Source organism: Legionella erythra, assembly GCF_001467615.1.
Classification (GTDB): Bacteria; Pseudomonadota; Gammaproteobacteria; order Legionellales; family Legionellaceae; genus Legionella_C; species Legionella_C erythra.
Genome location: NZ_LNYA01000034.1, coordinates 423909 through 449487, shown reverse-complemented (window position 1 = coordinate 449487; position 25579 = coordinate 423909). Strand labels below are relative to the sequence as shown.

The following is a 25579-nucleotide window of genomic DNA, read 5'->3' as shown; positions in this document are numbered from 1 at the left end:
GCTTCAGGCTTTAAATCGTGCTCTGATCAATAAGGTTTCTTCTGCAGCAAGCCTTATCCAGGGCCAGACCAGTATACTGAGCAAAGTGCTGCCAATAACGGTTATCCAATTCATGGGATATCCAAGAAATGCATCAATAAAAAAAACAGTCAACTGATACCAGGCGCAGAAAAATCCAATCAAAGCCATCTGTTGCCCGATAGGAAAGAAATAAAACCGTCTGGCTTTGCTGCTTGCCAGCCACGCGGTCAGACACAGGGCAAAGGCATGCTCGCCAATCACAGTAGCCAGTAAGGCATCCAAAATTAAACCCAACATTACCAACAGGCTGACTCTAAAATAATCCGGCATATAAAACTGCAAATAAAGCACCAGCAAAAGTGTCCAGGGTGGGCGTATATTTACCAGAAACGCTGGTAATGGCATGATGGTTAGAATTAGCGCGATTAAAAAGGCTACGGGTAAACGCCATTTCAGGGCATTCATGTGGCGGCTCCCAACGCATTCATGCGTTCGTTAATTTGTGCCGTTAAAATTTCCTGTTCCTTATCAGGCCAAATCAATAATACCAACCGGTTGCGATTTAAGAGTGCGACGGGGCTTACTTCCACTTTAATGAAATCATCGCCCGGAACACTGGTAACGCTTTCGACCCGTCCGACCGGATATCCCTCAGGGTAAAGACGCCCCAGGCCTGAAGTCACTAACAAATCGCCTTTATTGGTTGACGAGGTCCGCGGGAGATTAATCAGGGACAATTGACCTAAATTATTGGTACCCACTAAAATGGCCCTCTCTCCTGTTCGGGTATTTCTAACGGGCACGGCGCACTTGGCATCGGAGATTAATAATACTGTGCTGGTCATGTAGCCCACATCAATAATTTGTCCCATTACACCCTTGGCATCCAAAACGGGTTGCCCGGTATAAACGCCATCCCGCTTACCTTTGTTTAAGATCACCAATTGTCGCGAGGTGCTGGTATCAACGGCCAAAATCTGGGCAGCCATGGCTTTCATTTTGGCTTTGGACGATGTCAGTAACAGCTCCCTCAGCTGCGAATTTTCTTCCTTGATCGCCATGAGTTTCTGAAGTTCGGCTTCCAGCAAGGTCTGTTGGTAACGTAACTCCATATTTTCACTGATCAAGGAGGTTTTGGCGCTGACTAAAGCCTGAGCCCATCCCATAATCCGTACAGGATAATCCACCGCATATTGCAGTGGCGAGACCACAAACGAAAAACCACTGCGCACATGACCAAGGTATTGGTAATGATAATCAGAAAACATCAGACAAATAGAAAACATCAAGGCAAACACAAAGCTGAATGACCTGTGCTTGCCCTTAGTAAAGAGTTTATTATTTGAATTATTCGGTTGAGAGGAAATCACCGCCGCGCAAATCCATTGTTTCCAACGCCTTACCACCACCACGTGCTACGCAGGTTAACGGATCTTCTGCGACTAATACGGGCAGGCCAGTTTCTTCCATCAGCAAGGTATCCATGTTTTTCAACAAAGCACCACCGCCAGTAAGAACCATGCCGCGCTCGGCAATATCGGCAGCCAATTCGGGCGGCGCCAATTCCAGGGCGGCTCGAACTGCTCCCACGATACCGGACAGCGGTTCTTGCAATGCTTCAAGGATTTCTGCACTGGTCAATGTGAAACTGCGCGGCACGCCTTCAGCCAGGTTGCGGCCTCTGACTTCAATCTCGAACAGGTCACGGCTTGGGAAAGCAGAACCAATTTCATGTTTGATACGTTCTGCTGTGGTTTCACCAATCAAGGTGCCATAATTACGGCGAACATAAGACACAATGGCATCATCAAATTTATCGCCGCCAATACGGACAGACTGATGGTAAACAATACCACTCAAGGAAATAATAGCCACCTCGGTTGTACCGCCGCCAATATCTACCACCATTGAACCGCTGGCCTCTTCGACCGGCATACCTGAACCCAAAGCAGCCGCCATCGGTTCTTCAATGAGGAAAACTTCACGTGCACCGGCACCCATGGCTGATTCGCGAATGGCACGACGCTCAACTTGAGTAGAACCGCAAGGCACACAAACCAATACACGCGGACTGGGCCTTAAGAAACGGTTCTCATGCACTTTATGGATGAAATGCTGCAGCATTCTTTCCGTGACAAAAAAGTCGGCGATGACACCGTCTTTCATCGGGCGAATGGCATTAATATTGCCGGGAGTTCGTCCCAACATGCGCTTGGCTTCTATCCCGACAGCAGCCACACGCTTTTGTCCTGATTCATTTCTTAATGCCACAACAGACGGTTCATTAAGAACAATTCCTCTATCCCTTACATAAATCAATGTGTTAGCTGTTCCCAAATCGATGGATAAATCGTTTGAAAAAACGCCCCTTAATTTCCTGAACATGAGCCCCACTACCTCGTTCTTTTTTTGGCCTGTACTTTACCCTATATTTGCGTAAAAATCGACAGGTCTTTATCAAGATTCTTTCTACAGGGTAAAATAAGTCACACCGGCAACTCCTGGTCAAAGCAAAACTGCACTTCGATAAACACTGCATGTCCATTAAATTGGCAACTGCTTTCGGTTTTTTTCACGAATTTTAACCACTCAATGGATGCCCGCCTTCGCGGGCAAGACACGGGTTTGGCTGTCACCCCCGCGCAGGCGGTGGACCCCCATCCTTTCGGTGTTACATAGCCATGGTTGCCCGCCCTCGCGGGCAAGACAAGGGTTTGGCTGTCATCCCGGCGCAGGCGGGGACCCATCTCTTCGGTGGTACATAGCCATGGTTGCCCGCCTTCGCGGGCAAGACACGGGTTTGGCTGTCACCCCCGCGCAGGCGGTGGACCCCCATCCTTTCGGTGGTACATAGCCATGGTTGCCCGCCCTCGCGGGCAAGACAAGGGTTTGGCTGTCATCCCGGCGCAGGCGGGCATCCATCAATCAAACCAAACCTATACTCAAATCAAGCCACTGAGGATTTTTTTCTTCAATTAAATTTATTTTCCATTGCCTGTTCCATTTCTTAATGCGTTTTTCCCTTGTGATGGCTTCATAAATATCAGCATGGATTTCGTAATAAACTAAACGGTGAACACAGTATTTTTTGGTAAACCCGTCGACCCAACCGTTCTTGTGCTGGTTTATTCGTTGAGTCAGGTTACTCGTGACACCGATATAAAGCGTTCCATAACTCTTGCTGGATAATATATACACAAAATAATGTCTTTCTCCCATCCCCTTAAATCCACGGATTACCTGCTTAGTAGGAAAATGTTGTGGTAGGAACCAGGCGGTCAAGCCGCCTGGTTTGAACTTTATTCCACGCTGTATGTTTGTTTGAGTTCGGCAAGATTCTTATTGACGAATTGCTGTCCCAAACCGGAGACTTCTGCTAACTCTTCCACCGATTTAAAGCCATCATGGCTCTCGCGGTATTTGATGATCGCCTCAGCCCGCTTTTCACCGATCCCCTTAAACGAATGAACCAGGGTGTTTAGTTCAGCGGTATTTAAGTTGATTTTAGGCGTGGCGGCATCGGCTTCCTGGGTGATCGTGCTTGCGCTCGGCGTGGGTGCTGCATACAAAGGGGATGACATTGATAAAAATGATAAAACCATAGCAATTAGATTGGTTTTCATAAATTTCTCCTTATTGTGATTGGACTTAGCGGCTTTTTGCCGTTATCAACCTCTTGTTGTTTTCCATAACAAGAGCTTGCGAATTATGACAGTAACTTATTGTTTTGTCTAGTTATTATTTGCAAATTGCAAGTAATGGCGATAGAGGACATAAGAAACACAGGAAGTTAATTTTTTTACCATATCCAAATGCAGAAACTCATTCGGCCCATGCGCGTTCGAATGGGGACCCAATACGCCGGTAATCATAAATTGGGCTTGCGGGAATTTCTCACCCAACATGCCCATAAAGGGTATCGTCCCCCCTTCGCCAATATAAGCCGCAGGCTTGTTGTAGAACGCCATGGAAGCCTCATCAGCCGCCTTGGCCAGCCATTCGGGCATTAACGGTGCATGCCAACCCTGCGCGCCGTCATCGATACGAAAAGCGACCCTGGCCTGGTAAGGCGGCGCCTCGGTCAATGTCTTTTGCATAGCCATGGAAGCCTTTTGCGGGCAAACAAGCGGCGGCAGGCGCATGGATAATTTAAACGCTGTTTTGGGGCGCATGACATTGCCGGCATTAGCAATGCTCGGCAAGCCTTCAGCACCAGTCACCGTCAAGGCAGGACGCCAGGTCCGGTTTAGAATTAATTCGGTTTTGTCACCCGTTACTGGTTTCACATTCGGATGGAAAGGAAAAGCGCGATAGACTTCCTCACCCAGAATTTCCCCGCATTGTCGCGCCTGACTTATCCTTTCTTCAGGGATGTCGCAATACAATTCAGGCAATTTCACCTGCCCTGTGGCATCGTCTTCTATACGACTGATTAATTGCCGGGCCACGCGGAAACTGTCGGCAACGATGCCGCTGGCGCTGCCGGAATGAACGCCTTCTTCAATCAGCTCCACCGAAAGTTCACCCACCACGTTGCCGCGCAAGGACGTGGTCATCCACAGTTGTTCGTAATTCCCTGCACCCGAATCAAGACAGATGACTAAAGAGGGCTCGCCGATTCGGGTGGCCAGTGCGTCGATGTAATAGGGAAGATCATAACTGCCGCTTTCTTCGCATGCCTCAATGATCAATACGCAACGGGCATGGGGTAATCCTTGCTTCTGCAGCTGGTCAATGGCTGTTAACGAGGCATAGGCAGCATAACCATCATCCGCCCCACCCCGGCCATACAGTTTGCCATCGCGAATCACCGGTTGCCAGGGGCCAAGCCCTTCCTGCCAGCCCGTCATTTCCGGCTGCTTGTCCAGATGACCATACAGCAGGACGGTTTCCTCGATTTGCCCCGGAATTTCCATAAACAACAGCGGTGTGCGTCCTTCCAGGCGAATAACTTCCATGGTCATCCCCCTGGGTGCATGGGCTTCGCACCAATGGGCAACATGAGTAACCGCTTGCTCCATGAAGCCATGGGCCTGCCAGTCTTTATCAAAATGAGGTGATTTATTCGGAATTTTAATGTAGTCAACAAGACTGGGAAGGATCTCGTTTTGCCAGGTCTGTTCAATTCCTTCAAACAGTTTCTGGGGATTCAACATGCAACTGCTCCTTAATAAGATTCATAATTTTAACGGTGGCGGACTCAATTTTCAGCGATTTAATGCGCTGAATGATGTCCTGTTGATTTTCTTCCGCCTCATCAATGGCCATCAGCAACCGTTCGGTGGTTAACTCGTTCTCAGGAATGACAATGCTAATCCCCTGCTCTTTAAAGTAGCGGGCATTCTGAATTTGATCGCCACGGCTAACCCTGGCTGAAAGCGGAATTAATACATGCGGCTTCTGCAAGGCAAGAATTTCATAGAGAGCATTCGCGCCGGCACGCGAAACCACCACATCGGCGGCAGCAAACAGGTCGGCCAGCTCTTCACTGGCATATTCCAGTTGAAAATAACCAGGCACCTTTTGCAGGGTTTCATCCACCTTGCCTTTGCCGCATAGATGAATAATCTGATAATTACTGCTCAACGCCGGTAATGCCTCTCTCACGGCCTGATTAATTGCCTGAGCACCCTGGCTCCCGCCTATCACCAGTAAAATAGCCTGTTTGTCATTAAAACCGCAAAGCGCAAGGCCACGCTGCCGCGAACCGTTAAATAACTGCCGGCGAATGGGCGTACCCGTTATTACCACCTTGCCCTGCTGTTTAAAATGGGCTTTTGCAGGAGCGAACGTCACACAGATTTTATTCACAAAAGGAAGGCACAGGCGGTTAGCAAGCCCAGGCGACATGTCCGACTCATGAGCGATAACCGGGATGCGGTTCAGCCAGGCCGCCATAACCACAGGGAACGCGACAAATCCGCCTTTGGAAAAAACAATGTCTGTATCCAAACGCCGCAGCAACCGAAACGACTGAAATAAACCATAGAGAATCTTGAAAGGATCTAAAAAATTCTGCCAACTGAAATAACGGCGTAATTTACCGGATTGAATCGGATGAAAAGGGACATTCGTCTTGCCAATAATCTGTTTTTCAACCCCATCGGCGGAGCCGATATAATCTACCTGCCAGCCGTCTTCCACCAGGTTTTCAATCATGGCCAGATTCGGCGTGACATGGCCGGCGGTACCGCCGCCAGTTAATACAATTTTTGCATTCATTTGATTTCCCTGATTAAAAGACTCAAGTCAATAGCCTGTAATGACTTGGTTATTGAACCGACAGAAATAAAGTCGACACCGGTGAGCGCGATAGAGCGAATAGTATCCAGTGTCACTCCTCCGGACGCTTCCAGTTGGCATTGGTACGGTTGATTTAAAATCACAGCCTCAGCCAGCATGGCGTGGCTGAAATTATCCAGCAAAATACGGTCAGGGCCAGCATTTAAGGCCTCCAGCAACTCCTCCAGCGTTTCAACTTCTACTTCAATCAGCAGGTCCGGCCTTTTCTCGCGTGCCATCAAAATAGCCTGAGTAATGGAGCGGCAGGATTTAATGTGGTTTTCTTTGATAAGGTAAGCATCGTATAAACCCACCCGATGGTTTATACCGCCCGCACAGGAAACAGCGTATTTTTGCGCCAACCTTAACCCAGGAATGGTTTTACGCGTATCCAGCAGCCGGGCCTTTGTTCCTTTAATTTCCTGCAAATAATGCCAGGTTTGGGTTGCCGTTGCGCCCAAGGTTTGCAAAAAATTCAATGCGGTTCTTTCTGCGGTTAAGAGATCACGCGCCCGGCCATTGATTTGACACAGGGTAGTGGGCTCGGGCAGCCACTCCCCCTCGTTAACCAGCCATTGAATGTCAATAGCGGGGTTAACTTGCGCAAAAACCTCATTGACCCAGGGTTGGCCGCAAATAAGCATCGGCTCACGCGAAAAGATTTCAGCCGTTGCCTCCAATTCCTCAGGCAACAGTGCCGCACTGACATCGCCAGAGCCAATATCTTCAGCCAGCGCCCGTTTTACATTGTCTTTGATTTCATCGAAGGGAACATTCATGCCTGACTAACCTTTATTTTTTGCCGTGCATATTGTGCCTTCAGCCAGGGCGGAGCAATTAAGGTAGTGAGAATAACCATTAAAATGATGGCTGAAAACAGATTATCGGAAATCACCCCCAATGTCCTGCCAATGGAGGCAAAAACCAAACCCACTTCACCGCGGGGTAGCATCCCAATGCCTATAAGCAACCGATCATCCTTTTTATTGCCGCCTATGCCGCTGACCAGTTTGCCGATGATGGCAGCCAGAGTTAACGCACCGGCCATCACCAATACCCGCCAATCATAAAAAGACTCCAGTTTGACCTGAATGCCGATTAACATAAAAAACAAAGGAGCCAGAATGGCTTCAAACGGCGCAATCAGTTGCTTGATATCCAAACGGTATTGACGCTCATTGTCACCGGCTTCAAAGAAGCCGTCATGAATAACCAGACCAGCCGCAAATGCGCCAATGATGGCGGCCAACTGCATGACTGTGGCAAGCCAGGCGAGCGTCATTAAAAAGAAAAAAGAGGCAAAGAGTTTGGCTTCCCACAAATCAAGAAAACTTAAAAAACGAATAACCTGCCGCAAAGCCCAAGGCCCAAACAAAACGGCCACGGTAAAGAAGACAACCGCTGAACCCAAGACCCATAGAATCTGCAACACATCCACTTCCCCCTGCACAACAATGCTGCTGACAATGGCTAGAATCATAAGGCCCAAGACATCGTCGAGCATGGCAGCACCCATGATGGTTCTCGCTTCGCGGGTTTTAAGTTTTTTCATTTCCGATAATACACGGGCAGTAATACCTATGCTGGTGGCGGACAGGGTGGCGGCTACAAACAGGTGGGCTTTATAGGATGCTTCTGGCAATACAAGATGAGCGGCTAAAAAGCCAAGAATAATCGGTGCCACAACCCCGATGATGGCCACCTGCACAGACTCTCTTCCTGTTTTTTTTAAATCTTGGAGTGAACTTTCAAGGCCCACCATGAACAGCAGGAAGAGAACGCCAAAACGCGACAAAATATCGAGTACATATCCGGCCTTGATCAATTCGATGCCATCATCACTGGTTAAGGCTTTAAGCATTTGCTTGGCATAGACCGGATCCGGAATGCTGGTTTTGACGGCCAGAGTCAGGGAGACACCATCCAGCATGCTGCGCATGATGTGAAAGATGGCTGATCCCTCTCGCAGCACCACGAAGATCTGCAGGCCAAAAAAATAGCAAATATTGCCCAGGAGCACGCCCATGATAAGCTCGCCCAGGACGCCGGCCTGATTAAACCGCTTGGCGAGATATCGCCCCAGCAAGGCAAAGATAAAAATAAAACTAACCCAAAAAATGACTGACGCAACCGGATCCTGTTCATGGGTGGTGCTTCCAGCAAAGACCAACACAGGAAAACAAATCGCGGTTATCAGAAAAAGTCTGGACAGACACCTCATGCTTTCTGTCCGGCCAAAAACAGGCAGGTATCTAAAACCGAGTCCGGATTTAAGGAAACACTGTCAATGCCTTCTTTCATAAGCCATTCGGCGAAATCCTGATGATCAGAGGGACCTTGACCGCAAATGCCAATGTATTTGCCAGCCTCTTTACAGGTTGATATGGCCATATGCAGTAAAGCTTTCACGGCATCATTGCGCTCGTCAAACTGCGAAGCAATCAAACCGGAGTCACGATCAAGGCCCAAGGTCAACTGGGTCAAATCATTGGATCCGATGGAAAATCCATCAAAATACTCCAGGAATTCACTGGCTAATAAGGCATTGGAGGGTAATTCGCACATCATAATAATCCGAAGCCCATGCTGGCCGCGCGACAAACCATGCTCCTTTAACACATCAATCACCTGCGAGGCTTCGCTGACCGTTCGCACAAAAGGAATCATCACTTCCACGTTTTGAAGCCCCATATCTTCACGTACACGCCGCACGGCCTTGCATTCCAGCGCAAAGCAATCGGCAAAATCGGCCGAGACATAACGTGAAGCGCCGCGAAATCCCAACATGGGATTTTCCTCATGTGGCTCGTAATATTGGCCGCCAGCCAAATTCGCGTATTCATTTGATTTAAAGTCGGAGAGACGAACAATCACCGGTTTCGGGTAAAACGCAGCGGCAATGGTCGCGATGCCTTCTTTCAGGCGCTCGATATAAAATTCGACCGGCGAGTCATACGCCGCTGTTTTTTCATCAATAAATTGCTTAAGCTTTTTATCCTCCAGGGCGGCGTAATTTAACAGGGCTTTCGGGTGTATGCCGATGGTATTGGAAATTAAAAACTCAAGGCGTGCGAGCCCCACACCGGCATTAGGCACCGCCTGAAAAGCAAAAGCCCGCTCGGGATTACCCACATTCAGCATCACTTTGATGGGCAGCTCCGGCATGGTATCCACATCCAGATTGATGCGCTCAAAGGGCAATAATCCCTCGTAGATATAACCGGTATCGCCCTCAGCACAACTGACAGTGACCTCGTCTCCGTCCCGGATTGCTTTCGTGGCATCGCCACATCCGACCACGGCAGGAATTCCAAGCTCACGGGCAATGATGGCGGCATGGCAGGTGCGGCCGCCGCGGTTGGTGACAATGGCTGCCGCCCGTTTCATAACAGGCTCCCAGTCCGGGTCCGTCATGTCGGAAATCAGGACGTCACCAGGCTTCACCCGGTCCATTTCGCTGATGTCTTTGATAATGCGGGCGCGACCCTGGCCAATACGCTGGCCAATGCTGCGTCCTTCGCTCAATACGTCCCCTTTGGCTTTGAGCGTGTAGCGTTCCAGCACCTGAGTATTGGCCCGGCTTTTTACCGTTTCCGGCCTTGCCTGCAAAATATACAATTTGCCATCTTTACCATCTTTCGCCCACTCAATATCCATGGGGCGGCCATAATGTTTCTCAATGATGAGCGCTTGTCTAGCAAGCTGTTCTATTTCGTCGGTAGTGAGCGAAAATTTTAAACGATCGGCTTCCTTCACGTCTTCTGTTTTGACATTGCGGCCGCTGCCGGGTTCATCGCAATAAACCATTTTAATCGCTTTGCTGCCCAGATTGCGGCGGATGACCGCTGGCTTGCCTGCATTTAAGCCCGGTTTGTGGACATAAAATTCATCAGGGTTCACCGCACCCTGCACCACCATTTCCCCAAGCCCATAAGATGATGTAATAAAAACCACGTCGTTGAAGCCTGATTCCGTATCCAGCGTAAACATCACACCGCTTACCGCGATGTCGCTCCGGATCATCTGTTGAATGCCAGCCGAAAGCGCAACATCATGATGGGCAAAGCCATGGTGCACACGATAGGAAATGGCTCGGTCATTGAATAAGGAAGCAAACACGTGTTTGATGGCAGTCAACACAGCATCAATATCGCGGACATTCAGGAACGTTTCCTGTTGGCCGGCAAATGACGCGTCGGGCAAATCTTCGGCTGTGGCGGATGATCGGACTGCTACACTGAAATCCTTATGGCCGATATGTTTAGCCAGTTGCTCATAGGATTGTCTGACGGCCGCTTCAAATTCACTGGAAAAAGGGGTGTTCACCACCTTCTCACGAATGGTTTTCCCGACTTGCGTCAGCTGGTTAATATCATCCGGATTCAGCCTGGACAACATTTCATAAATTTGTTGATCAAGGCCGTTTTGCGACAAAAAAGCGCGAAAGGAATCGGCTGTGGTGGCAAAGCCTGAAGGCACCCGTACATCGGCAGCTGATAAATGACTAATCATTTCTCCTAACGACGCATTTTTGCCGCCCACTTGTTCCAAATCCTGCATACCCAAGTGTTTAAAATCAATCGTATGGATGCTGACAGACATAAACCACCCCCAAATCCTTAAAAATGTGAATCATTCTACTGAAATTGCCTCTTGATGTGAATGATTACGCGAAGTATTAATTACTCCGTGGTCAGGCAGGCTCGCCGGTGCCCCGATTGAAGTGAGCGAGGAAATATAGGCAGGGGAGGACTACCAGCGTCAGCAGGGTAGACGAAAGAATGCCACCAATGACGACTGTCGCCAGCGGACGTTGCACCTCAGCCCCTGTCCCTGTGGCCAAGGCCATGGGAATAAAGCCAAGCGAGGCGACCAGGGCCGTCATTAATACTGGCCTTAAGCGGGCGGTGGAGCCCTGGATAATAGCCCGGCGAAGTGGAACACGCTGATCGTAATACAATTTATTAATAAAGCTTATCATCACCAGACCATTCAAGACGGCCACGCCTGACAAGGCGATAAAACCTACCCCGGCTGAAATGGACAAGGGAATTCCCCGCAGCCATAAGGCCACTATCCCGCCTGTTAAGGCCAATGGGATGCCGGTAAACACCAGAAACGCATCGCCTACATGACCTAAGGCCACGAAAAGCAATAAAAAGATAATAAACAAAACAGCTGGCACCACCCATTGCAGACGGCTGGCCGCCGATTCCAGCTGTTCAAATTGGCCGCCCCAACTCATCCAATAACCGCTGGGCAGGGTTAAATTCTGTTCAATTTTTATCATGGCGGCACTGACGAAGGAATTCAGGTCAGTCCCCCGGACATTGGCGGTTACGACAATACGCCGCTTGCCATTTTCACGGCTGATTTGATTGGGGCTTTCACTGCGCTCAATGATGGCTACTTCCGTTAAGGGAATAAAGTGGCGCTCACCGTCTTCGGCTATAGGCAACGGAATTAAAATATGCCGCAAGACATCGGGATCATTGCGTAATTTCTCCGGCAAACGCACCACCAGATCAAAGCGCTGATCGCCTACAAACAATTCGCCCCCCTTTTTACCGCCCAAGGCAATTTCCACTGCATTCTGCACCTCGCTGACCTGTAAGCCATAGCGTGCCAGGGATACCCTATCGATAACGACCGTATATAACGGCAGACCGGTCACCTGCTCAACCTTGACATCAGCCGCACCGGGAATGGCTGCCAAAATGCCGCTCACGGTATTTGCAGACGCAGTCAGGGTGTTTATGTCATCGCCAAAAATTTTCACCGCCACATCGCTGCGCACCCCTGAAATCAGTTCATTAAACCGCATCTGGATCGGTTGGGTAAATTCGTAGTTATTGCCTGGAATGCGGGTAATTTTTTTCTCAATGTCATGCACCAGCTGCTGTTTGGATTTGCGTGGGTCAGGCCACTGGCTGCGCGGCTTAATCATGATAAAGGTATCGGCCACGTTAGGGGGCATGGGGTCGGTAGCGATTTCTGCCGTCCCTATCTTTGAAAACACGCGGGCGACTTCAGGCACCTGCTTAATCTGTTCTTCCAACAGATGTTGCATGGTTAGCGCTTCCGTTAGACTGGTCCCGGGAATGCGAATTGCATGCAGTGCGATATCCCCTTCATCCAGGCTAGGAATAAACTCAGCTCCAAGGCGCCAGGCAATGAACAGACTCAGTACAGTAACCAGGATAGCACAGCCGGTAATGAGTTGCCGATAACGAAAGCAGTACCCTAATAACCACTCATACGCATGTGTCATGCGTATCAGCACCGTATTCGGTTTTTCCTTGACACGGCCGCGTAAAAAAACAGCCACGGCCGCCGGCACAAACGTCACCACAAAAAAAAGAGCCGCCAGCAAGGCCATGATAACCGTTTCCGCCATAGGCAGAAACATTTTACCCTCGACGCCACTTAAAGTCAGAATAGGCAGGTAAACAATGGTAATGATTAAAACACCAAAAACGCTGGGACGGATAACTTCCACGGTGGCTGACGCAATCTCCTCCAGCCGCTCCTCTTCCGTCAACAGACGCTTCAAGTGATGCTGCCTTAATCCCAAGCGCTTTAAACAGTTTTCAACAATAATGACCGCGCCATCAACAATTAAACCAAAATCGAGCGCGCCGAGGCTCATCAGGTTGGCACTGATCTGATTAACCACCATACCGCTGATGGTCAACAGCATGGACAAAGGAATAACCAGGGCCGTAATCAATGCGGCGCGCAGGTTGCCGAGAAAGACAAAGAGCACAACGCACACCAGCAAGGCCCCTTCGAACAGGTTGTTTTTAACTGTATCAATGGTGGCATTGACAAGAATAGTCCGATCATAAACCGCCCTGGCCTCTACGCCCTTAGGCAACGTCTTGTTAATTTCCTTTAATTTCGCCGCTACCCGCTCAGAAATTGTACGGCTGTTCTCGCCCATCAACATAAAGACCGTGCCAAGCACAACTTCCTGGCCATTTTCTGTAGCCGCCCCCGTGCGCAATTCATTCCCGAGGCTTACTTCGGCCACATCGCCAATGTGAACAGGGATCCCTTTGTAACTGGCAATCACGATATTTTTAATATCAGCGATGCGTTTAACCTGCCCTGGCACACGAATGAGGTATTGTTCGCCATTGCGTTCGAGGTAACCTGCCCCGACATTGGCATTGTTGCGCTGCAACGCGTCAAGGACATTTTCAAGACTTAAACCATAACGGAACAACTGTGTGGGCTCTGGGGTAATATGATACTGCTTTTCAAAACCGCCAATGGTATTTACTTCTGCTACCCCACTGACCTGGCGCAATTGCGGTTTGATAATCCAATCCTGGATGGTTCGCAGTTCAGTCGAATCATAGGGCTTTTTCACCCCGGCCTTGTTGTTAACGGTATACATAAAAATTTCGCCCAAACCGGTGGACACAGGGCCTAATTCAGGCGTAATCTCAGCCGGCAGCTTATTCTTGACCTGCTGCAGGCGTTCACTTATCAATTGCCGGGCAAAGTAAATGTTGGTGCTGTCTTTAAATACCACCGTGACCTGCGACAACCCATATCGGGACAGGGACCGGGTATAATCAAGATACGGTAAACCGCTCATCGCCGTTTCAATAGGAAATGTGACGCGTTGTTCCACTTCAAAAGGAGAGAAACCCGGCGCTTCGGTATTAATCTGCACCTGGACATTGGTAATATCCGGGACGGCATCAATAGGTAAAAATTGATAGCTGTACAGGCCGATGCCCGCAATAATCAAGGTGAACAACAGCACAAACCACCGCTGTGCGAGTGAGAAATGAATGATCTTTTCAAGCATCCCCTTTCCTTAGTGTTCGTGCCCAAGCCCGGATTTATCCAAATCGGCTTTTAGAAAAAAGCTGTTCTTAACGACATATTCATCCCCGGGCTCAAGCCCGTCAAGAATTTCCACCCACTGATTATTCTTGTGGCCGAGCTTAACAGGCGTGGCTTCAAATTGATTACCCCGTTTAACGAACACAACAGATTGATGATGCCAGCGTTGAAGCGCTTTAAGCGGGACAGCCACCGCGGCTTGATGCGTGCTGATGGTGATTTGGGCATTCACATACATCCCCGGCAACCATTTCCTGTCTGGATTGGCTAATACCGCCCGAGCCAATACAGTCTGACTGTCTTCAATGCCCAAGGGTGAAATATAACTGATGGTACTCATCATTCGCGGCATGCCGCCATCACTGCTGACAATGACCTTCATACCTTTTTTTACCTGAGGCGCTTCTTTGCGATAAAGGGTCAGATCAGCCCAGACCGAGTCGAGGTCAGCAATCTCGTAAATGGGGTTATCGATTTTGACCATTTCCCCCATAGTCACCGCCTTTCTCACAATAGTGCCGTTGATAGGAGCAGTAATCGTGTAGCGTTGCAGGCTTTCATTGCTTTCTACGACAGCGAGCACTTCTCCTTTTTTAACCTCATCGCCTAAATTTTTATGCACCGACTGGACAATACCGGCATAACGGGGATAGATGGGGGCCATGGCATCGCGATTAGCCATAATTTTGCCCACCACAGCCAGTTGCCTGTCGATGAGATGGCTTTTAGCGATCGCTGTTTTAATGCCCACCGCTTTCATCATCTCGTCTGACAAGGTTAATCGCCCCTCGTAATCAGCATACTGCCAGCGATACGGTTGTCCCTGATAAATCAGACTGATCTGGACATCAAACGAATGCGGTTCGCCAATCATTTGCCGGCTTTGCAAAAAATCCTCCATGGGAATAAAATCGATGTTTTCCTGCTTGCCGTTAAAGCGCTTTAACGTCATGTTAAGTTGTACCTGCTGTGGTTTAACTGCCTCATCTGAGTGAGTGACATACACGCGCCAATGCGGGGGGCTGTTTTTTTCAAACATCGTGACTTCGACGCTTAACTGGCCGTCCTGGAGTTGCTTACCGCCATGAGGGCCTGTTTTTGCCGTCTCATGCCCATGGGCATCCATGCCGCCCTGCGCAGCCCCGGGATACCCAGCCAACAAGGCCAACATCACAAGGCTTAATTTTAAGCAGAATGTCAACATGTGTTCCCCTGGTTGCCGAAATGCCCCAATACGCCTGTCATTTGCATCAAGGCTTTGTGATAGTTTGCATGTGCCCGTTGGAAATGCTTCTCCTCCTGGTATAGCATGGTCATCGCCTGCGATAGTTCCAGGTAGGTATAACGCCCCTGCTTATACCCTTCCTCAGCCAGTTTCACCGCTTTTCTTGCCAGTGGCAACAAGACGCGCGTCACCTGCTCTGCTTCATAAACATTCTGCTCCCAGTCCAGCAGGTATTGATACAGTTGTTGCCTAAGCTGCAAGCGCACCACCTTTATTTCCTGCAGAACCTGAGTGTACTGAGCCTCGGCTGCGGCAACATTTCCCTGGTTCCGGTCAAATACCGGTAATTGCGCACTGGTGGAAACCACAGCCGCATTGTTGCCGTCATCCGAAAAATGGCGGCCGCCCAACTGCACCACCAGATTAGGCCATACGTTCTTTTTCGCCGCGGTAATCTCGGTACGCCTGGCATTGAGTAACAGTGTTTTTTCTTTAAGCGCAGGGCTCTGGGGCATTTTTTCAACAAGACGGTGCCATTGCACCGTCTGGTGCGACAAGCCCTTGTCAGTCAATTGCCGATGACCCTTCATCTCAACCCCCATCACCCGCGCCAGCACAGCCTCTGCCAAACGCTGTTCGCGACCAGCGCGGTTTTGACGGATTCTGGCCTCATAAAGTCTTAACTCAGCTAATCGTAAATCAAGTTCCGTGCCGGCTCCGGCGACGTTTCGCCGTTTGATTTCAGAGACAATCCGCTGATGAAGGCGGGTCAGTTTTTGGGTGACGGCATACCATTGACCTGCATAGAGTGCATCGACATAAGCCAGCCCCACCCGTGTGTAAATGTCCATTTTTTTCACTTGCAAACGAGCGATGCCAACACCATAGTTGGCGTAGGCAGCGCTTTGCAAATAACGCAGTCGATGGCCGAGCGGAATGGGCTGGGTCACGGATAACGTGGTCTCCGCAGATTCATAACCCTGATATTGCCCCGAACCGCCTATGTTTTCCGCTTCCAGTGAAACGGCGGGATTCGGAAGTAAACCGCTTTGAATCACGGCTCCCTTCAAGCGCTCGATGTCGGCCATGGCGACTCGCAGTTCCGGATTGTGCTGATAGGCTAGCTGCAGGGCTTCGGGAAAGGTAAGCGTCTTGCTGGTGGCAGCGCTGCAGCCATAGGCAATCATCATGATATAAATGAGAAACAGGCGCATCCCGTCGTCCTTGCATCAGTAGTCAAGCGGTTTTATTCGACTTCACGCTTCTATTTAATCGCTAAATCAATCACATATCCACTAAAAAAGCAGGATGATTGTTAATTTGCAGTGAATAAAGGGTTTTTAATTCACATCTTGGCCTGCATCTAATATCATATGTGCTTTATAAATTGGCGGTTAAAAACATGACTCTTTCCTCATTGAATGCCATTTCACCAATTGATGGCCGTTATTTGAAAAAAACCACGAGCTTAAGCCCTTATTTCAGTGAGTACGCGCTTATCTATTTTCGCCTCATGGTCGAAATCCGCTGGCTTCAATCCTTAACCGGCAATGAGGATATCAAAGAATTGCCGCCGCTGAATGCCCGCGGCAAAGCTTATCTTGACGCCATTTTATCCGGGTTTAATGAAGAAGAAGCGGAAAAAGTCAAAGCCTTTGAAAAGCAAACCAACCATGATGTCAAAGCCATTGAGTATTACCTGCGGGACAAACTGAACGAACAGGCGGATTTAAAAGCTTATTGCGGTTTTATTCATTTTGCCTGCACCTCGGAAGACATCAATAATCTCGCCTACGCCTTGATGATGAAATCCGCTATTGCCCAGATTATTCAGCCGACCCTGGCTGAAATCATCGGGGGCATCATGCTGCTTGGTAAACAACATGGCGATGTCGCGATGCTGGCAAGAACCCATGGGCAACCGGCGACACCAACCACCATCGGCAAAGAACTGGTCAATTTTGTCGCCCGTTTGAAGCGCCCACAGCAGCAGTTAGCGGAGGTTTTAATCCCGGCCAAATGCAATGGGGCCGTAGGCAACTACAACGCCCACATCGTGGCTTACCCGGAAATTGACTGGCGCAAGCATTGTGCGGCTTTCGTCAGTTCGCTTGGCCTGTCCTTCAGTGCCTATACCACCCAGATCGAGCCCCATGACGGCATTGCTGAAGTCTGCCACATTATGATTCGTATCAATAATATCCTGCTGGATTACACACGCGACATCTGGACTTATATTTCTCTCAATTACTTCACGCAGAAAACCGTGGCCGAAGAGGTAGGTTCCTCTACCATGCCGCATAAAGTCAACCCCATCGATTTTGAGAACGCGGAAGGTAATCTCGGCATGGCTAATGCGTTGTTTGATCATTTCGCCAACAAATTAACCCAGTCCAGAATGCAGCGCGATTTATCGGACTCCACCGTCCTGCGTAATCTGGGCGTGGCCTTTGCTTACAGCCTGATTGCCTATCAAGCCATCGCCAAGGGCAATGACAAGCTGCAAATCAACAAACAGGCCTTACTCGATGATCTGGAAGGAAATTGGGAGATTTTATCCGAGGCCATTCAAACCGTTATGCGCCGTTATCAAATTCCCAATGCCTATGAGCAATTGAAGGCTTTAACCCGTGGCCAGGGCATCGACAAGGATAGCTTGAAAAAATTCATTCAAACACTGGATATTCCGACAGCCGCCAAAGAAACCTTGATTAACCTGAGGCCAGAAACATATACGGGACTTGCGGCACAGCTGGTCAAGGCTTTCTCATGAGCAGCATGCTTTCACAACAGGGGAGCACCAAGGAATTTGATGTCGTGGTTTTGGGCACAGGACTTGCCGGCCTGCATTATTGCCTGCAATTGCTGAAACTGGAACCTCGCATCCGCATTGCAGTTATCAGCAAAGCTGAATTGAATGAGTGCAATAGCCGTTACGCACAGGGCGGGATAGCCGCGGCGGTATCGAGCGAGGATTCGCTGGAAGCCCACATCGCCGATACCCTTCACGCCGGCGATGGTCTCTGTTATGCGCCGGCGGTAGAATTTATTATCCGTCAGGGGCCTCAGGCTATTGAGGAGTTATTAAACTACCCGGTACAGTTTACCAAAGATACCGAGGGCCATTTTGTCCTGGCACAGGAAGGCGGCCATTCCCATCGCCGTATTTTTAATTGCGGCGACCAGACGGGTTTGTCCATCACCCAGGCCCTTCTTAAAACCGCCCAACAGCATCCGCAAATTCAGTTTTTTGAGCATCACGTCGCGGTGAACCTGATTACCCATTACCATCCGCACCGCACCGATATTCAGGGCGAGGTGTTAGGGGCCTATGTTCTCGATTGCAGTCAAAATCTTATCCATACCTTTGCCGCACGCTGCATTGTTTTAGCAACAGGCGGCGCTGGGAAAACCTATCGCTACACCACCAATCCCATGGTGGCTACCGGCGATGGCGTTGCCATGGCCTATCGAGCCGGGGCACGGGTCGGCAATATGGAATTTTATCAGTTCCACCCTACCCTGCTCCATCACCATTCGCTCAATAATTTCTTAATCTCGGAGGCCGTACGCGGGGAAGGCGCGCTATTGAAAAACGCGGATAATGGTGAGCGCTTCATGCGCCGTTATGCCCCGGAACATCTGGAACTGGCCACCCGCGATGTGGTCGCACGGGCTATTTTCAGTGAGATTGAGCAAAGCAACAGCGGCTATGTCAATCTGGATATCACCCATCAATCCAGAGCCTTTCTGAAAAAGCGCTTTCCGCAGATTTATTCCACCCTGCAAAGCATTGGCATCGACATGAGCCAGGATATGATTCCTGTTGTTCCGGCCGCCCATTATCAATGCGGCGGCGTCTTGACGGATGTGGATGGACGCACAGATTTAAGACGACTTTATGCCATTGGGGAAGTAGCCTTTACCGGCCTGCATGGCGCTAACCGTTTAGCCAGCAATTCCCTGCTTGAAGCCATTGTCATGGCCAGTAACGCAGCCCGTTGTTCCCTGAAGGACATAACCTCTTTCAGCAAAGACGTGGAGCGCATTCCCAATTGGAACTCACCCGGTGAAGTCAATGCGCGGCGGGCAAGCCAGATTAATGCCCACTGGCGTGGTCTTCGCGGCGAAATGACCTCTTATGCCGGCATCGTCCGTACCGAAGCCGGATTGCAGGATTTACTACAATTAATAATGAAACGAAAAGAGGTTATCGAAGAATATTACTGGAAGCATTGCATCACCCGGGATTTTATCGAATTACGCAACATTGTGTTAAATGCGGAACTGATTGTCCGCGCGGCCTTGTCTCGCCGGGAGTCACGCGGCGGCCATTACCGCGAAGATTTTCCACGTAAAAATGCTTATGCTGAAGAAAGTATCCTAAGGCTGACCACCCCCCAAAATTCGTTATTTAGCTGAGATGAGATTATGTTAACCGACGCCAGTAGTTATCAACCCGAGAAGACACTCATGTCAATTACCAACGACATGAATATTTGTCAAAGCGATTATCCTCTCGATTGGTATCAGCAAGAATTCATGCCTTATGCCGAGGAATACCTGGCCTTACCGGACCGAAAACTGACAACGGTTTTAACCTGGATGACGCCTTATTTAAAGAAAGCACAGGATCATTTTGGTGATCAATTGCTGTTGCTGGCTCATTATTACATGGGCGGCGAAATCGTCCGCCTGGTGGAGCAGTTTGGCGGCCAGATTGGCGACTCCTATCAATTGGCTTTAATGGCCGCCAATAACCCGCAAAAGTCAGTGATCATCGAATCGGCGGTGCATTTTATGGCGGAATCCATCAGTATCCTGGCCAACAGCAATCAGCAAGTGTACATCACCAATCCCAAATCGGGTTGTACCATGGAAATGCTGGCCAAAGACTTTATGGTCGAGCCGGCATTTTTGGATTTAAACGAACGCTATGGCGCTGAAAACATCCTGCCGGTTTGTTATATGAATACGTCCGGACGGGTAAAAGCCATGACCGGTGCGCAAGGGGGTGCTATCTGTACCAGTTCGAATGTCAAAAAAATATTCCAATGGGCGCAGAAGCAAAACAAAAAAATCCTGTTTATTCCTGATCAGCACATGGGCGAAAACGTCGCTTACTGGCTGGACATCAACAAGCTGGCTTACTGGCCCGGCGGTACAGCAGGAGCCCAGTATTCGCTGGCCGCTCAGGATCAAAAAACCTTAAAGCAATTTGATGAGGCTGAATTAATCCTCTTTTCCAGCCAGTGCGCAGTTCACACCCATTACCGCGTTGACATGTGCGACTATTGGCACAGCCAGGGTTACACCACCGTAGTCCATCCGGAATGCCGTAATGAAGTTATCCGAGCCGCACAGCAGGCTGGCTCAACGGCCTTTATCTGGGATTATGTGGTACATGATCGCGCAGGCACGAAACGGTATGCGATCGGCACAGAAAATCATATGGTGGAAAACGTCAAACAATATTGCCGCCACTTGGGCATTAGCGTCGTGAACCTCGCCGAAGCCCCTAAACAAGATCATGAAAAAGGCATGGGCTGCGGCTGCGCCACCATGTCCCGTAACGATCCGCCGCATTTGGTTGCTCTGGTTGATCTCCTGCGCCAGGGTAAACCCATGGCTTACAATGAAGTCAAAGCCGGTGATGTAGTGAATGAATTTACCGGTACGCGCCAACGACTGAACGAACAGGATCAGCAATGGGTCATCGACAACGCAAAAAAAGCCCTGGAAATGATGATCAATATTACGGAGGATCGATTATAGGGTAACTGAGCCCCCTTCATGAATCGGATTTACCCTATAATCTATTCTCGCTTCCCCTGTCACGCCCGCGAAGGGGGGGATTTATTCCGAAGCATCTGGTTTCCCGCCTGCGCGGGAAGACTTATCTGTAGTCAATTCGTTTTTATTTTCAATCATCTCACTTTACCGATACCAGGAGAGCAAACAGCTTAACTCGCCGTGCTGAACTCACAATCGCTCAACGATTGCGTGCATACAAACCCGTCCAATGTATCAATCCAGCGGTAATCATTCCGTGAAGGCACTTTGACCAGCACTTGCCACCAGATGGAATACTCACCCAGCGAATTTTTATAGGTGCAGACCACCCCCCGGCCTAAACCGGCAACCAAAATGTTGGCCCTGACAAAAGCTGTACCCGGCTCACCCTGGGGTTTATTGGGTGAGTAAGGATTCACAACCCAGGGAGCCGGCGGCACCCCCCATTGCAAGGACGTTGTATTTGGATCAGGACAGGTGTTAATCGCTGCGTAACCGTTACAAACCATCAGACAGCCCACTGTTAGCCATAGTATTTTTTTCATGGGTCAACTCACAATAAACCTGCCTTCATGATACGCAAGAGGCAAGCAATAAAAAACAGGAATTTACTAAATTATTTTAGCAGGACCATTGTTTCAACAGCTATCTTTGTTATAATGATGACCTGTGTGCCGGGGTGGCGGAATTGGTAGACGCGCCGGATTCAAAATCCGGTGATGGTGACATCGTGTCGGTTCGACTCCGACCCTCGGTACCATTGAGACATTTTGTATCAGTTCTCAATAGTTCAAAACGGCACATCACTTCTGGGCTTTCCCAATTAGAGGGGCACTCAATCAGCAGCATAGTACTCTAATCCTTGTTCTATAATTTTCAAAGTTTTTAAAGCCATAAGCTCTATGTTGAATCAATTTCATCTTACGATGAAAGCCTTCGGTAATACCATTTGATTTACTAAATCGCCACATGCAGACGACTTCTTCTATAGCCTGATTAACTCTGGAACAGATAACGTCCTTAACGGTTTTGAATAGCTGTGGTACCTCTTTGATAACATCAGGCTATGCCAGTCCGAAGATGATATGTTGAATTTACTTCCTCATCGATACTCCCACCCTTGATAACGCTGTCAACCGTGTACTTTGATGATCGCTTAAGATAAAACGTGTCTCGCGATAAGCCCGTTAACTTATATGCCCTCGATACATTGCCTAATTCGTCCGCAAGGTTCAAAAGAGCAACTTTATGTTTAATGATTTTAAAAGTATTATCTACCATCAGAGTTTTCCTATTGATTTGATTAAAAGTTCGCACTTCTATCAAAATCGGAAACCCTCACCTTTTCAAGTGGTTATGTCAGATTAAGTCAAAACTATTTCAAATTAATTTTTTTTCTGCATTTCTCTTCGTAAATCGGCACCCTCAAAACCTAATTGCTGAACAATTTCAGCAATTTTTTCATCATCGTCACTAAATTTTCTTTTAAGAAATTCTAAAGCTGCAGGAGGAATTTCTTGCGCTTCACCATCATTTTCAAATCGGACAATATGCTCAAGTTTTTTTCCGTTTCCACAATCTATCGGGTATTTATCATTTCCACCAAAATAAGTTGTTTTAAATCCCTCTTTGGCAAGTATGGCTTGGAAATCATTAGCATCCTTAGGACTGTCGAAAGCTATTTTAAGTGTTCCATTCATTGCGCCCCGTGCTACTAAAGGAATGCCAGAGTATTCTTTATTCGTTTTTCCCATTCGATAAATTACCTGACTTAGTTCTTGATTTGAGTGAGGTACGTTATTATTTTGATGATTGTATGTCGAATAGGCTCGAGTCCCATCAGGCAGACTTTTGCTGAGGCTGATAAGGTCTGTGTGAGCGTAATTATGCGTCATAATGCCCCTAGCACGTTCAGATAAATCTCTCGGATCTTGAACGTTACTTGAAGAATTTAAAAGGTTACGCTTTTCCATCAATAGGATACCGAGTTTATTTCCAGCACCGTCATGTAGAGCAACTTGCCCTCCTTTTTTCCAACCCCAATTCCCATCTTGATTATTATCACTTCGGCTTCCTGTATCCTCAATCAAGCAGGCATCACCTGTAGCAAGGAGGGCCTTCTGTACCCCTGGGATTTTTAGCTTTGCATCAATTGCTCTCTCCATCGCTCTGTCGGCATCCGAGTAATGATTCCATTTCTTTTTTTGGCCTAAATTTCGTGCATTCTGAGCATCTCCACTTAGGATATTATTCAAGTATGCCTCGTCATTCGGATCTTTCTGATATTGAAAATAGTGTTCGACAGTAGGAAATGTTCTTTCACCATATGGCGTCATCATACGGATAGGCGTTTCAGCGTAATTAGAAAAAATACCCCATTCGTCACTTTCTCTGTCAAATGCGACAATGCTTACACTGTCTGTCTTATTGCTACCTTTCAGCTTTGGATGATCCGAATGGCCAGTTAATCGTTTAATTGGCCCACTGAATGACTTTACTGACAAGGTCATACTATTATCCTCCGACTGAACGCATTATTTTTGAATTAGAGTATCTCTGTCAAATGTTATTATAGAACAATTTGGCACATGTGTTATCTCTGGTTATGCTGCTTTAGCTTCATTAGCACATGGAAGATGAAATTGATTCAGCGAAGTGCTTACGGATTTTGAAAATTAGCAACTCCCCAGCTACTCCGGCATTGGTATAGGTAAATCCTGAAGAAAAATTGCTTCACAGCGGCTTTTTTCGCCATGGACAGGGCGGCTACCCCTTCAAATCGGGACAAGCTTTCAAAGGCAGTCCTGTTGAAATTGGCAAGCGTTGCTGTTGCCAAGGATACTCCATATATTAACAAACAGCTGTTGCAGGCTGTCTTCAGGAATAAAGTACTGATTTTGATAGTATACTGCCCAGCTTCGTATTACCGGCCATATTGGGCAGGGGAGCTTACCGCTTCCGGAAACAGGCCGCTGACCATTTTGTTACAACATAACGGTGCTTTCTTTCTGTCTGATGTTCAGTGACTTCTATCCTGGGGATAGGAATATCAAAAACCTGTCGTTTAGCAATATCCAGAACCGGCTGATTGCTCAGAGCCAGGCCACAGGAAGGACAACGTTGCAAAGCATGCCGAATTGTTTTATCAGGAGGAGCGGCCTGCTTCAGCGTTTCACCTTTATGGCCTTTTGACCTCCACTTTGATTTTTACCATTTTCTCGCAGGGATGTTGTGCGAGGTCGTTTACTTAGACCGTCTCTTGATGGAGGTTTTGAGTTGTTGCGGCTGTTTTTTAGGCGTTTTTCAAGCTCGTTTATCTTTTCGGGCTGTAATTCAATAATAGCCGCCTGCGTTTTGCACAAGCTGCTCAGGTTCATCAATTCTTGCCAGTAACCTGGCTATTAAGTGGTCTGTATCGGTCATACCCACATTTGATAATATCCATATAATTTTTCAAGCTTTTTTTAATTTAATTGAGTGTAGGCTCGGGAGTTACTATTTTTCAATTTTTGTCCTGTGCAAAGCAGCAAAATGCTTATGTTGAGCGATATAACCGAACCGTAAGGTATGACTGGTTAAATCAATATTTGTTTAGTACGATTGACGAAGTACAAGAGGTTGCCACCCGATGGCTCTGTCTGGGGGAGAGGATCATAGCTGCTTAAACCTCTATTTTTGATGGCAGTTAAAAATGGGGGGATGACCGTTAAACATGCGTTCAATGAGACTGCGCTCTTTATAAATTTCTTTGCCATACTCCCTGAGTATTTTTCGATGGGATTTTTGGTATGACCGCAGCAGCATTGATTTTCAGGACGGCGTTGAGAATATAATCCGCATCATAACATTTTATAAATGCTGCTTTCTGGATCCTTGGAACTAGGGTGACTTACCTCACGATTATGGCGATTGGAAGACCACGTCAGCTGGAAAGGGGATGGTATTCATCTTTCGCAGTGGCGAAGGAGTATGGACTGAATACGCAGCAACTGTATAAAGCCGCTCAGGCCAGGCAGGCTGAGAAGGAGAAAATGGTTTTTTATGAGCTTAAGCGGGAATATCCGGTTTTGGACGAGTATGAAAAACTTAATCGACCTATTGTGGCTTTCCCCTTTTTCAGATTGGTGAATCTGAGTTCGTCTTTATAAGTGGTCAACAATCTAATCATAGCAGAAAGATATATCAATGCAAAATTTGATTGAAATTTAATCAATATGCGTATATATTACTATTGAGAATTTTTATTGCACGGCTCGCTGGAGAAAAAATGCAAACTAAACTTGAAACGGCACAGGTAAGATCTCAATTATCGTCAATACAATTGGCAAGGTTAGTGTTATCCAGTTACGATGGAAAATTGCCATTCGAAATTCCTGACTCAAAGAGCTTGTTGACCCG

21 protein-coding genes, 1 tRNA gene and 2 pseudogenes are annotated in these 25579 nt (G+C 48.2%); 6 read left to right on the top strand and 18 right to left on the bottom strand.

Translation table 11 applies throughout. The annotated features are described in order from the left end of the window. Nucleotides 1-3: 3 nt before the first annotated feature. The 13 genes from mreD to Lery_RS13260 all read right to left on the bottom strand — a co-directional run bounded on the left by mreD (nucleotide 4) and on the right by Lery_RS13260 (nucleotide 16602). A complete protein-coding gene (gene mreD, locus Lery_RS13325) occupies nucleotides 4-486 on the bottom strand; it encodes a rod shape-determining protein MreD (protein WP_058527719.1) in 483 nt (160 codons plus the stop codon). Further along, nucleotides 483-1391, bottom strand: coding sequence for a rod shape-determining protein MreC (gene mreC, locus Lery_RS13320; protein WP_058527718.1), 909 nt, complete (start codon nucleotides 1389-1391; stop codon nucleotides 483-485). The genes mreD and mreC overlap by 4 nt, the downstream gene beginning before the upstream one ends. Further along, nucleotides 1369-2406 carry a rod shape-determining protein gene (locus Lery_RS13315; protein WP_058527717.1) on the bottom strand — a complete coding sequence of 346 codons (1038 nt, stop codon included), beginning with the start codon at nucleotides 2404-2406 and terminating at the stop codon, nucleotides 1369-1371. Before Lery_RS13315 ends, mreC begins: the two co-directional genes overlap by 23 nt. 540 nt (nucleotides 2407-2946) lie before the next feature. Continuing rightward, nucleotides 2947-3240: a GIY-YIG nuclease family protein gene (locus Lery_RS13305; RefSeq protein WP_058527715.1), complete on the bottom strand. Its 294-nt coding sequence runs from the start codon at nucleotides 3238-3240 to the stop codon at nucleotides 2947-2949. 80 nt (nucleotides 3241-3320) lie between these two features. Continuing rightward, nucleotides 3321-3644 carry a ComEA family DNA-binding protein gene (locus Lery_RS13300; RefSeq protein WP_058527714.1) on the bottom strand — a complete coding sequence of 108 codons (324 nt, stop codon included), beginning with the start codon at nucleotides 3642-3644 and terminating at the stop codon, nucleotides 3321-3323. A 108-nt stretch (nucleotides 3645-3752) separates the two neighbouring features. Further along, a complete protein-coding gene (locus Lery_RS13295) occupies nucleotides 3753-5177 on the bottom strand; it encodes a M20 family metallopeptidase (RefSeq protein ID WP_058527713.1) in 1425 nt (474 codons plus the stop codon). Further along, entirely contained in the window at nucleotides 5152-6243 is a 1092-nt protein-coding gene (locus tag Lery_RS13290; protein ID WP_058527712.1) for an undecaprenyldiphospho-muramoylpentapeptide beta-N-acetylglucosaminyltransferase, read from the bottom strand. The genes Lery_RS13295 and Lery_RS13290 overlap by 26 nt, the downstream gene beginning before the upstream one ends. Beyond that, nucleotides 6240-7082, bottom strand: a complete 843-nt coding sequence (gene nadC, locus Lery_RS13285; protein ID WP_058527711.1) for a carboxylating nicotinate-nucleotide diphosphorylase — start codon at nucleotides 7080-7082, stop codon at nucleotides 6240-6242. The genes Lery_RS13290 and nadC overlap by 4 nt, the downstream gene beginning before the upstream one ends. After that, nucleotides 7079-8524 carry a cation:proton antiporter gene (locus Lery_RS13280; RefSeq protein ID WP_058527710.1) on the bottom strand — a complete coding sequence of 482 codons (1446 nt, stop codon included), beginning with the start codon at nucleotides 8522-8524 and terminating at the stop codon, nucleotides 7079-7081. Before Lery_RS13280 ends, nadC begins: the two co-directional genes overlap by 4 nt. Next, nucleotides 8521-10905, bottom strand: a complete 2385-nt coding sequence (gene ppsA / locus Lery_RS13275; protein WP_058527709.1) for a phosphoenolpyruvate synthase — start codon at nucleotides 10903-10905, stop codon at nucleotides 8521-8523. Before ppsA ends, Lery_RS13280 begins: the two co-directional genes overlap by 4 nt. Nucleotides 10906-10996: 91 nt before the next feature. Further along, nucleotides 10997-14125, bottom strand: coding sequence for an efflux RND transporter permease subunit (locus tag Lery_RS13270; protein WP_058527708.1), 3129 nt, complete (start codon nucleotides 14123-14125; stop codon nucleotides 10997-10999). Between the two features lie 9 nt (nucleotides 14126-14134). Beyond that, a complete protein-coding gene (locus tag Lery_RS13265) occupies nucleotides 14135-15367 on the bottom strand; it encodes an efflux RND transporter periplasmic adaptor subunit (RefSeq protein ID WP_131751170.1) in 1233 nt (410 codons plus the stop codon). After that, entirely contained in the window at nucleotides 15361-16602 is a 1242-nt protein-coding gene (locus Lery_RS13260; RefSeq protein WP_058527707.1) for a TolC family protein, read from the bottom strand. The genes Lery_RS13265 and Lery_RS13260 overlap by 7 nt, the downstream gene beginning before the upstream one ends. Before the next feature lie 188 nt (nucleotides 16603-16790). Between Lery_RS13260 and purB the strand changes: the two genes are divergently transcribed. Genes purB through nadA form a run of 3 tightly spaced genes read left to right on the top strand, consistent with a single transcriptional unit; the run spans nucleotide 16791 to nucleotide 21163 of the window. Then, nucleotides 16791-18161, top strand: coding sequence for an adenylosuccinate lyase (gene purB / locus Lery_RS13255; RefSeq protein WP_058527979.1), 1371 nt, complete (start codon nucleotides 16791-16793; stop codon nucleotides 18159-18161). Then, nucleotides 18158-19810 carry an L-aspartate oxidase gene (nadB, locus tag Lery_RS13250; protein WP_058527706.1) on the top strand — a complete coding sequence of 551 codons (1653 nt, stop codon included), beginning with the start codon at nucleotides 18158-18160 and terminating at the stop codon, nucleotides 19808-19810. The genes purB and nadB overlap by 4 nt, the downstream gene beginning before the upstream one ends. 9 nt (nucleotides 19811-19819) lie before the next feature. Continuing rightward, nucleotides 19820-21163 (top strand): quinolinate synthase NadA, encoded by a 1344-nt coding sequence (gene nadA, locus Lery_RS13245; RefSeq protein WP_058527705.1) that lies wholly within the window; start codon nucleotides 19820-19822, stop codon nucleotides 21161-21163. Between the two features lie 188 nt (nucleotides 21164-21351). On the opposite strand, the gene Lery_RS13240 is transcribed toward nadA, so the two are convergent. Further along, the gene (locus tag Lery_RS13240) at nucleotides 21352-21690 is read right to left on the bottom strand and encodes a DUF3757 domain-containing protein (RefSeq protein ID WP_058527704.1); all 339 of its coding nucleotides are present in this window, start codon (nucleotides 21688-21690) and stop codon (nucleotides 21352-21354) included. Between the two features lie 164 nt (nucleotides 21691-21854). Here Lery_RS13240 and Lery_RS13235 point away from each other — a divergent pair. Then, nucleotides 21855-21941 (top strand) — tRNA-Leu (locus tag Lery_RS13235). 79 nt (nucleotides 21942-22020) lie between these two features. Here Lery_RS13235 and Lery_RS15125 read toward each other — a convergent pair. From Lery_RS15125 to Lery_RS15895, 4 genes and pseudogenes are all read right to left on the bottom strand, one after another. Then, entirely contained in the window at nucleotides 22021-22236 is a 216-nt protein-coding gene (locus Lery_RS15125; protein WP_420324172.1) for a transposase, read from the bottom strand. Nucleotides 22237-22345: 109 nt separating this feature from the next. Next, nucleotides 22346-22462 (bottom strand): annotated as a pseudogene (locus Lery_RS15375) (helix-turn-helix domain-containing protein); the annotation flags it as partial. Nucleotides 22463-22566: 104 nt separating this feature from the next. Then, nucleotides 22567-23691, bottom strand: a complete 1125-nt coding sequence (locus Lery_RS13225) for an NADAR family protein (protein ID WP_058527702.1) — start codon at nucleotides 23689-23691, stop codon at nucleotides 22567-22569. Nucleotides 23692-24345: 654 nt separating this feature from the next. Then, nucleotides 24346-24558, bottom strand: a complete 213-nt coding sequence (locus Lery_RS15895; RefSeq protein WP_058527700.1) for a DUF6444 domain-containing protein — start codon at nucleotides 24556-24558, stop codon at nucleotides 24346-24348. A 147-nt stretch (nucleotides 24559-24705) separates the two neighbouring features. On the opposite strand from Lery_RS15895, the pseudogene Lery_RS15120 reads away from it, so the two are divergent. Together Lery_RS15120 and Lery_RS13210 are read left to right on the top strand one after the other, a co-directional pair. Next, nucleotides 24706-24816, top strand: a pseudogene (locus Lery_RS15120) (integrase core domain-containing protein); the annotation flags it as partial. A gap of 249 nt (nucleotides 24817-25065) precedes the next feature. Continuing rightward, a complete protein-coding gene (locus tag Lery_RS13210; RefSeq protein ID WP_131751214.1) occupies nucleotides 25066-25329 on the top strand; it encodes a hypothetical protein in 264 nt (87 codons plus the stop codon). Nucleotides 25330-25579 lie beyond the last annotated feature (250 nt).

Coding starts and splice junctions, on each gene's coding strand:
- Lery_RS13315 (WP_058527717.1), bottom strand. CDS start 2,406: ATGTTCAGGAAATTAAGGGGCGTTTTTTCAAACGATTTATCCATCGAT.
- Lery_RS13240 (WP_058527704.1), bottom strand. CDS start 21,690: ATGGTTTGTAACGGTTACGCAGCGATTAACACCTGTCCTGATCCAAAT.
- nadA (WP_058527705.1), top strand. CDS start 19,820: ATGTTAACCGACGCCAGTAGTTATCAACCCGAGAAGACACTCATGTCA.
- Lery_RS15895 (WP_058527700.1), bottom strand. CDS start 24,558: ATGAACCTGAGCAGCTTGTGCAAAACGCAGGCGGCTATTATTGAATTA.
- Lery_RS13265 (WP_131751170.1), bottom strand. CDS start 15,367: ATGTTGACATTCTGCTTAAAATTAAGCCTTGTGATGTTGGCCTTGTTG.
- Lery_RS13225 (WP_058527702.1), bottom strand. CDS start 23,691: ATGACCTTGTCAGTAAAGTCATTCAGTGGGCCAATTAAACGATTAACT.
- nadB (WP_058527706.1), top strand. CDS start 18,158: ATGAGCAGCATGCTTTCACAACAGGGGAGCACCAAGGAATTTGATGTC.
- ppsA (WP_058527709.1), bottom strand. CDS start 10,905: ATGTCTGTCAGCATCCATACGATTGATTTTAAACACTTGGGTATGCAG.
- nadC (WP_058527711.1), bottom strand. CDS start 7,082: ATGAATGTTCCCTTCGATGAAATCAAAGACAATGTAAAACGGGCGCTG.
- Lery_RS13290 (WP_058527712.1), bottom strand. CDS start 6,243: ATGAATGCAAAAATTGTATTAACTGGCGGCGGTACCGCCGGCCATGTC.
- Lery_RS13270 (WP_058527708.1), bottom strand. CDS start 14,125: ATGCTTGAAAAGATCATTCATTTCTCACTCGCACAGCGGTGGTTTGTG.
- Lery_RS13280 (WP_058527710.1), bottom strand. CDS start 8,524: ATGAGGTGTCTGTCCAGACTTTTTCTGATAACCGCGATTTGTTTTCCT.
- Lery_RS13295 (WP_058527713.1), bottom strand. CDS start 5,177: ATGTTGAATCCCCAGAAACTGTTTGAAGGAATTGAACAGACCTGGCAA.
- purB (WP_058527979.1), top strand. CDS start 16,791: ATGACTCTTTCCTCATTGAATGCCATTTCACCAATTGATGGCCGTTAT.
- Lery_RS13300 (WP_058527714.1), bottom strand. CDS start 3,644: ATGAAAACCAATCTAATTGCTATGGTTTTATCATTTTTATCAATGTCA.
- Lery_RS13260 (WP_058527707.1), bottom strand. CDS start 16,602: ATGCGCCTGTTTCTCATTTATATCATGATGATTGCCTATGGCTGCAGC.
- Lery_RS13305 (WP_058527715.1), bottom strand. CDS start 3,240: ATGGGAGAAAGACATTATTTTGTGTATATATTATCCAGCAAGAGTTAT.
- mreD (WP_058527719.1), bottom strand. CDS start 486: ATGAATGCCCTGAAATGGCGTTTACCCGTAGCCTTTTTAATCGCGCTA.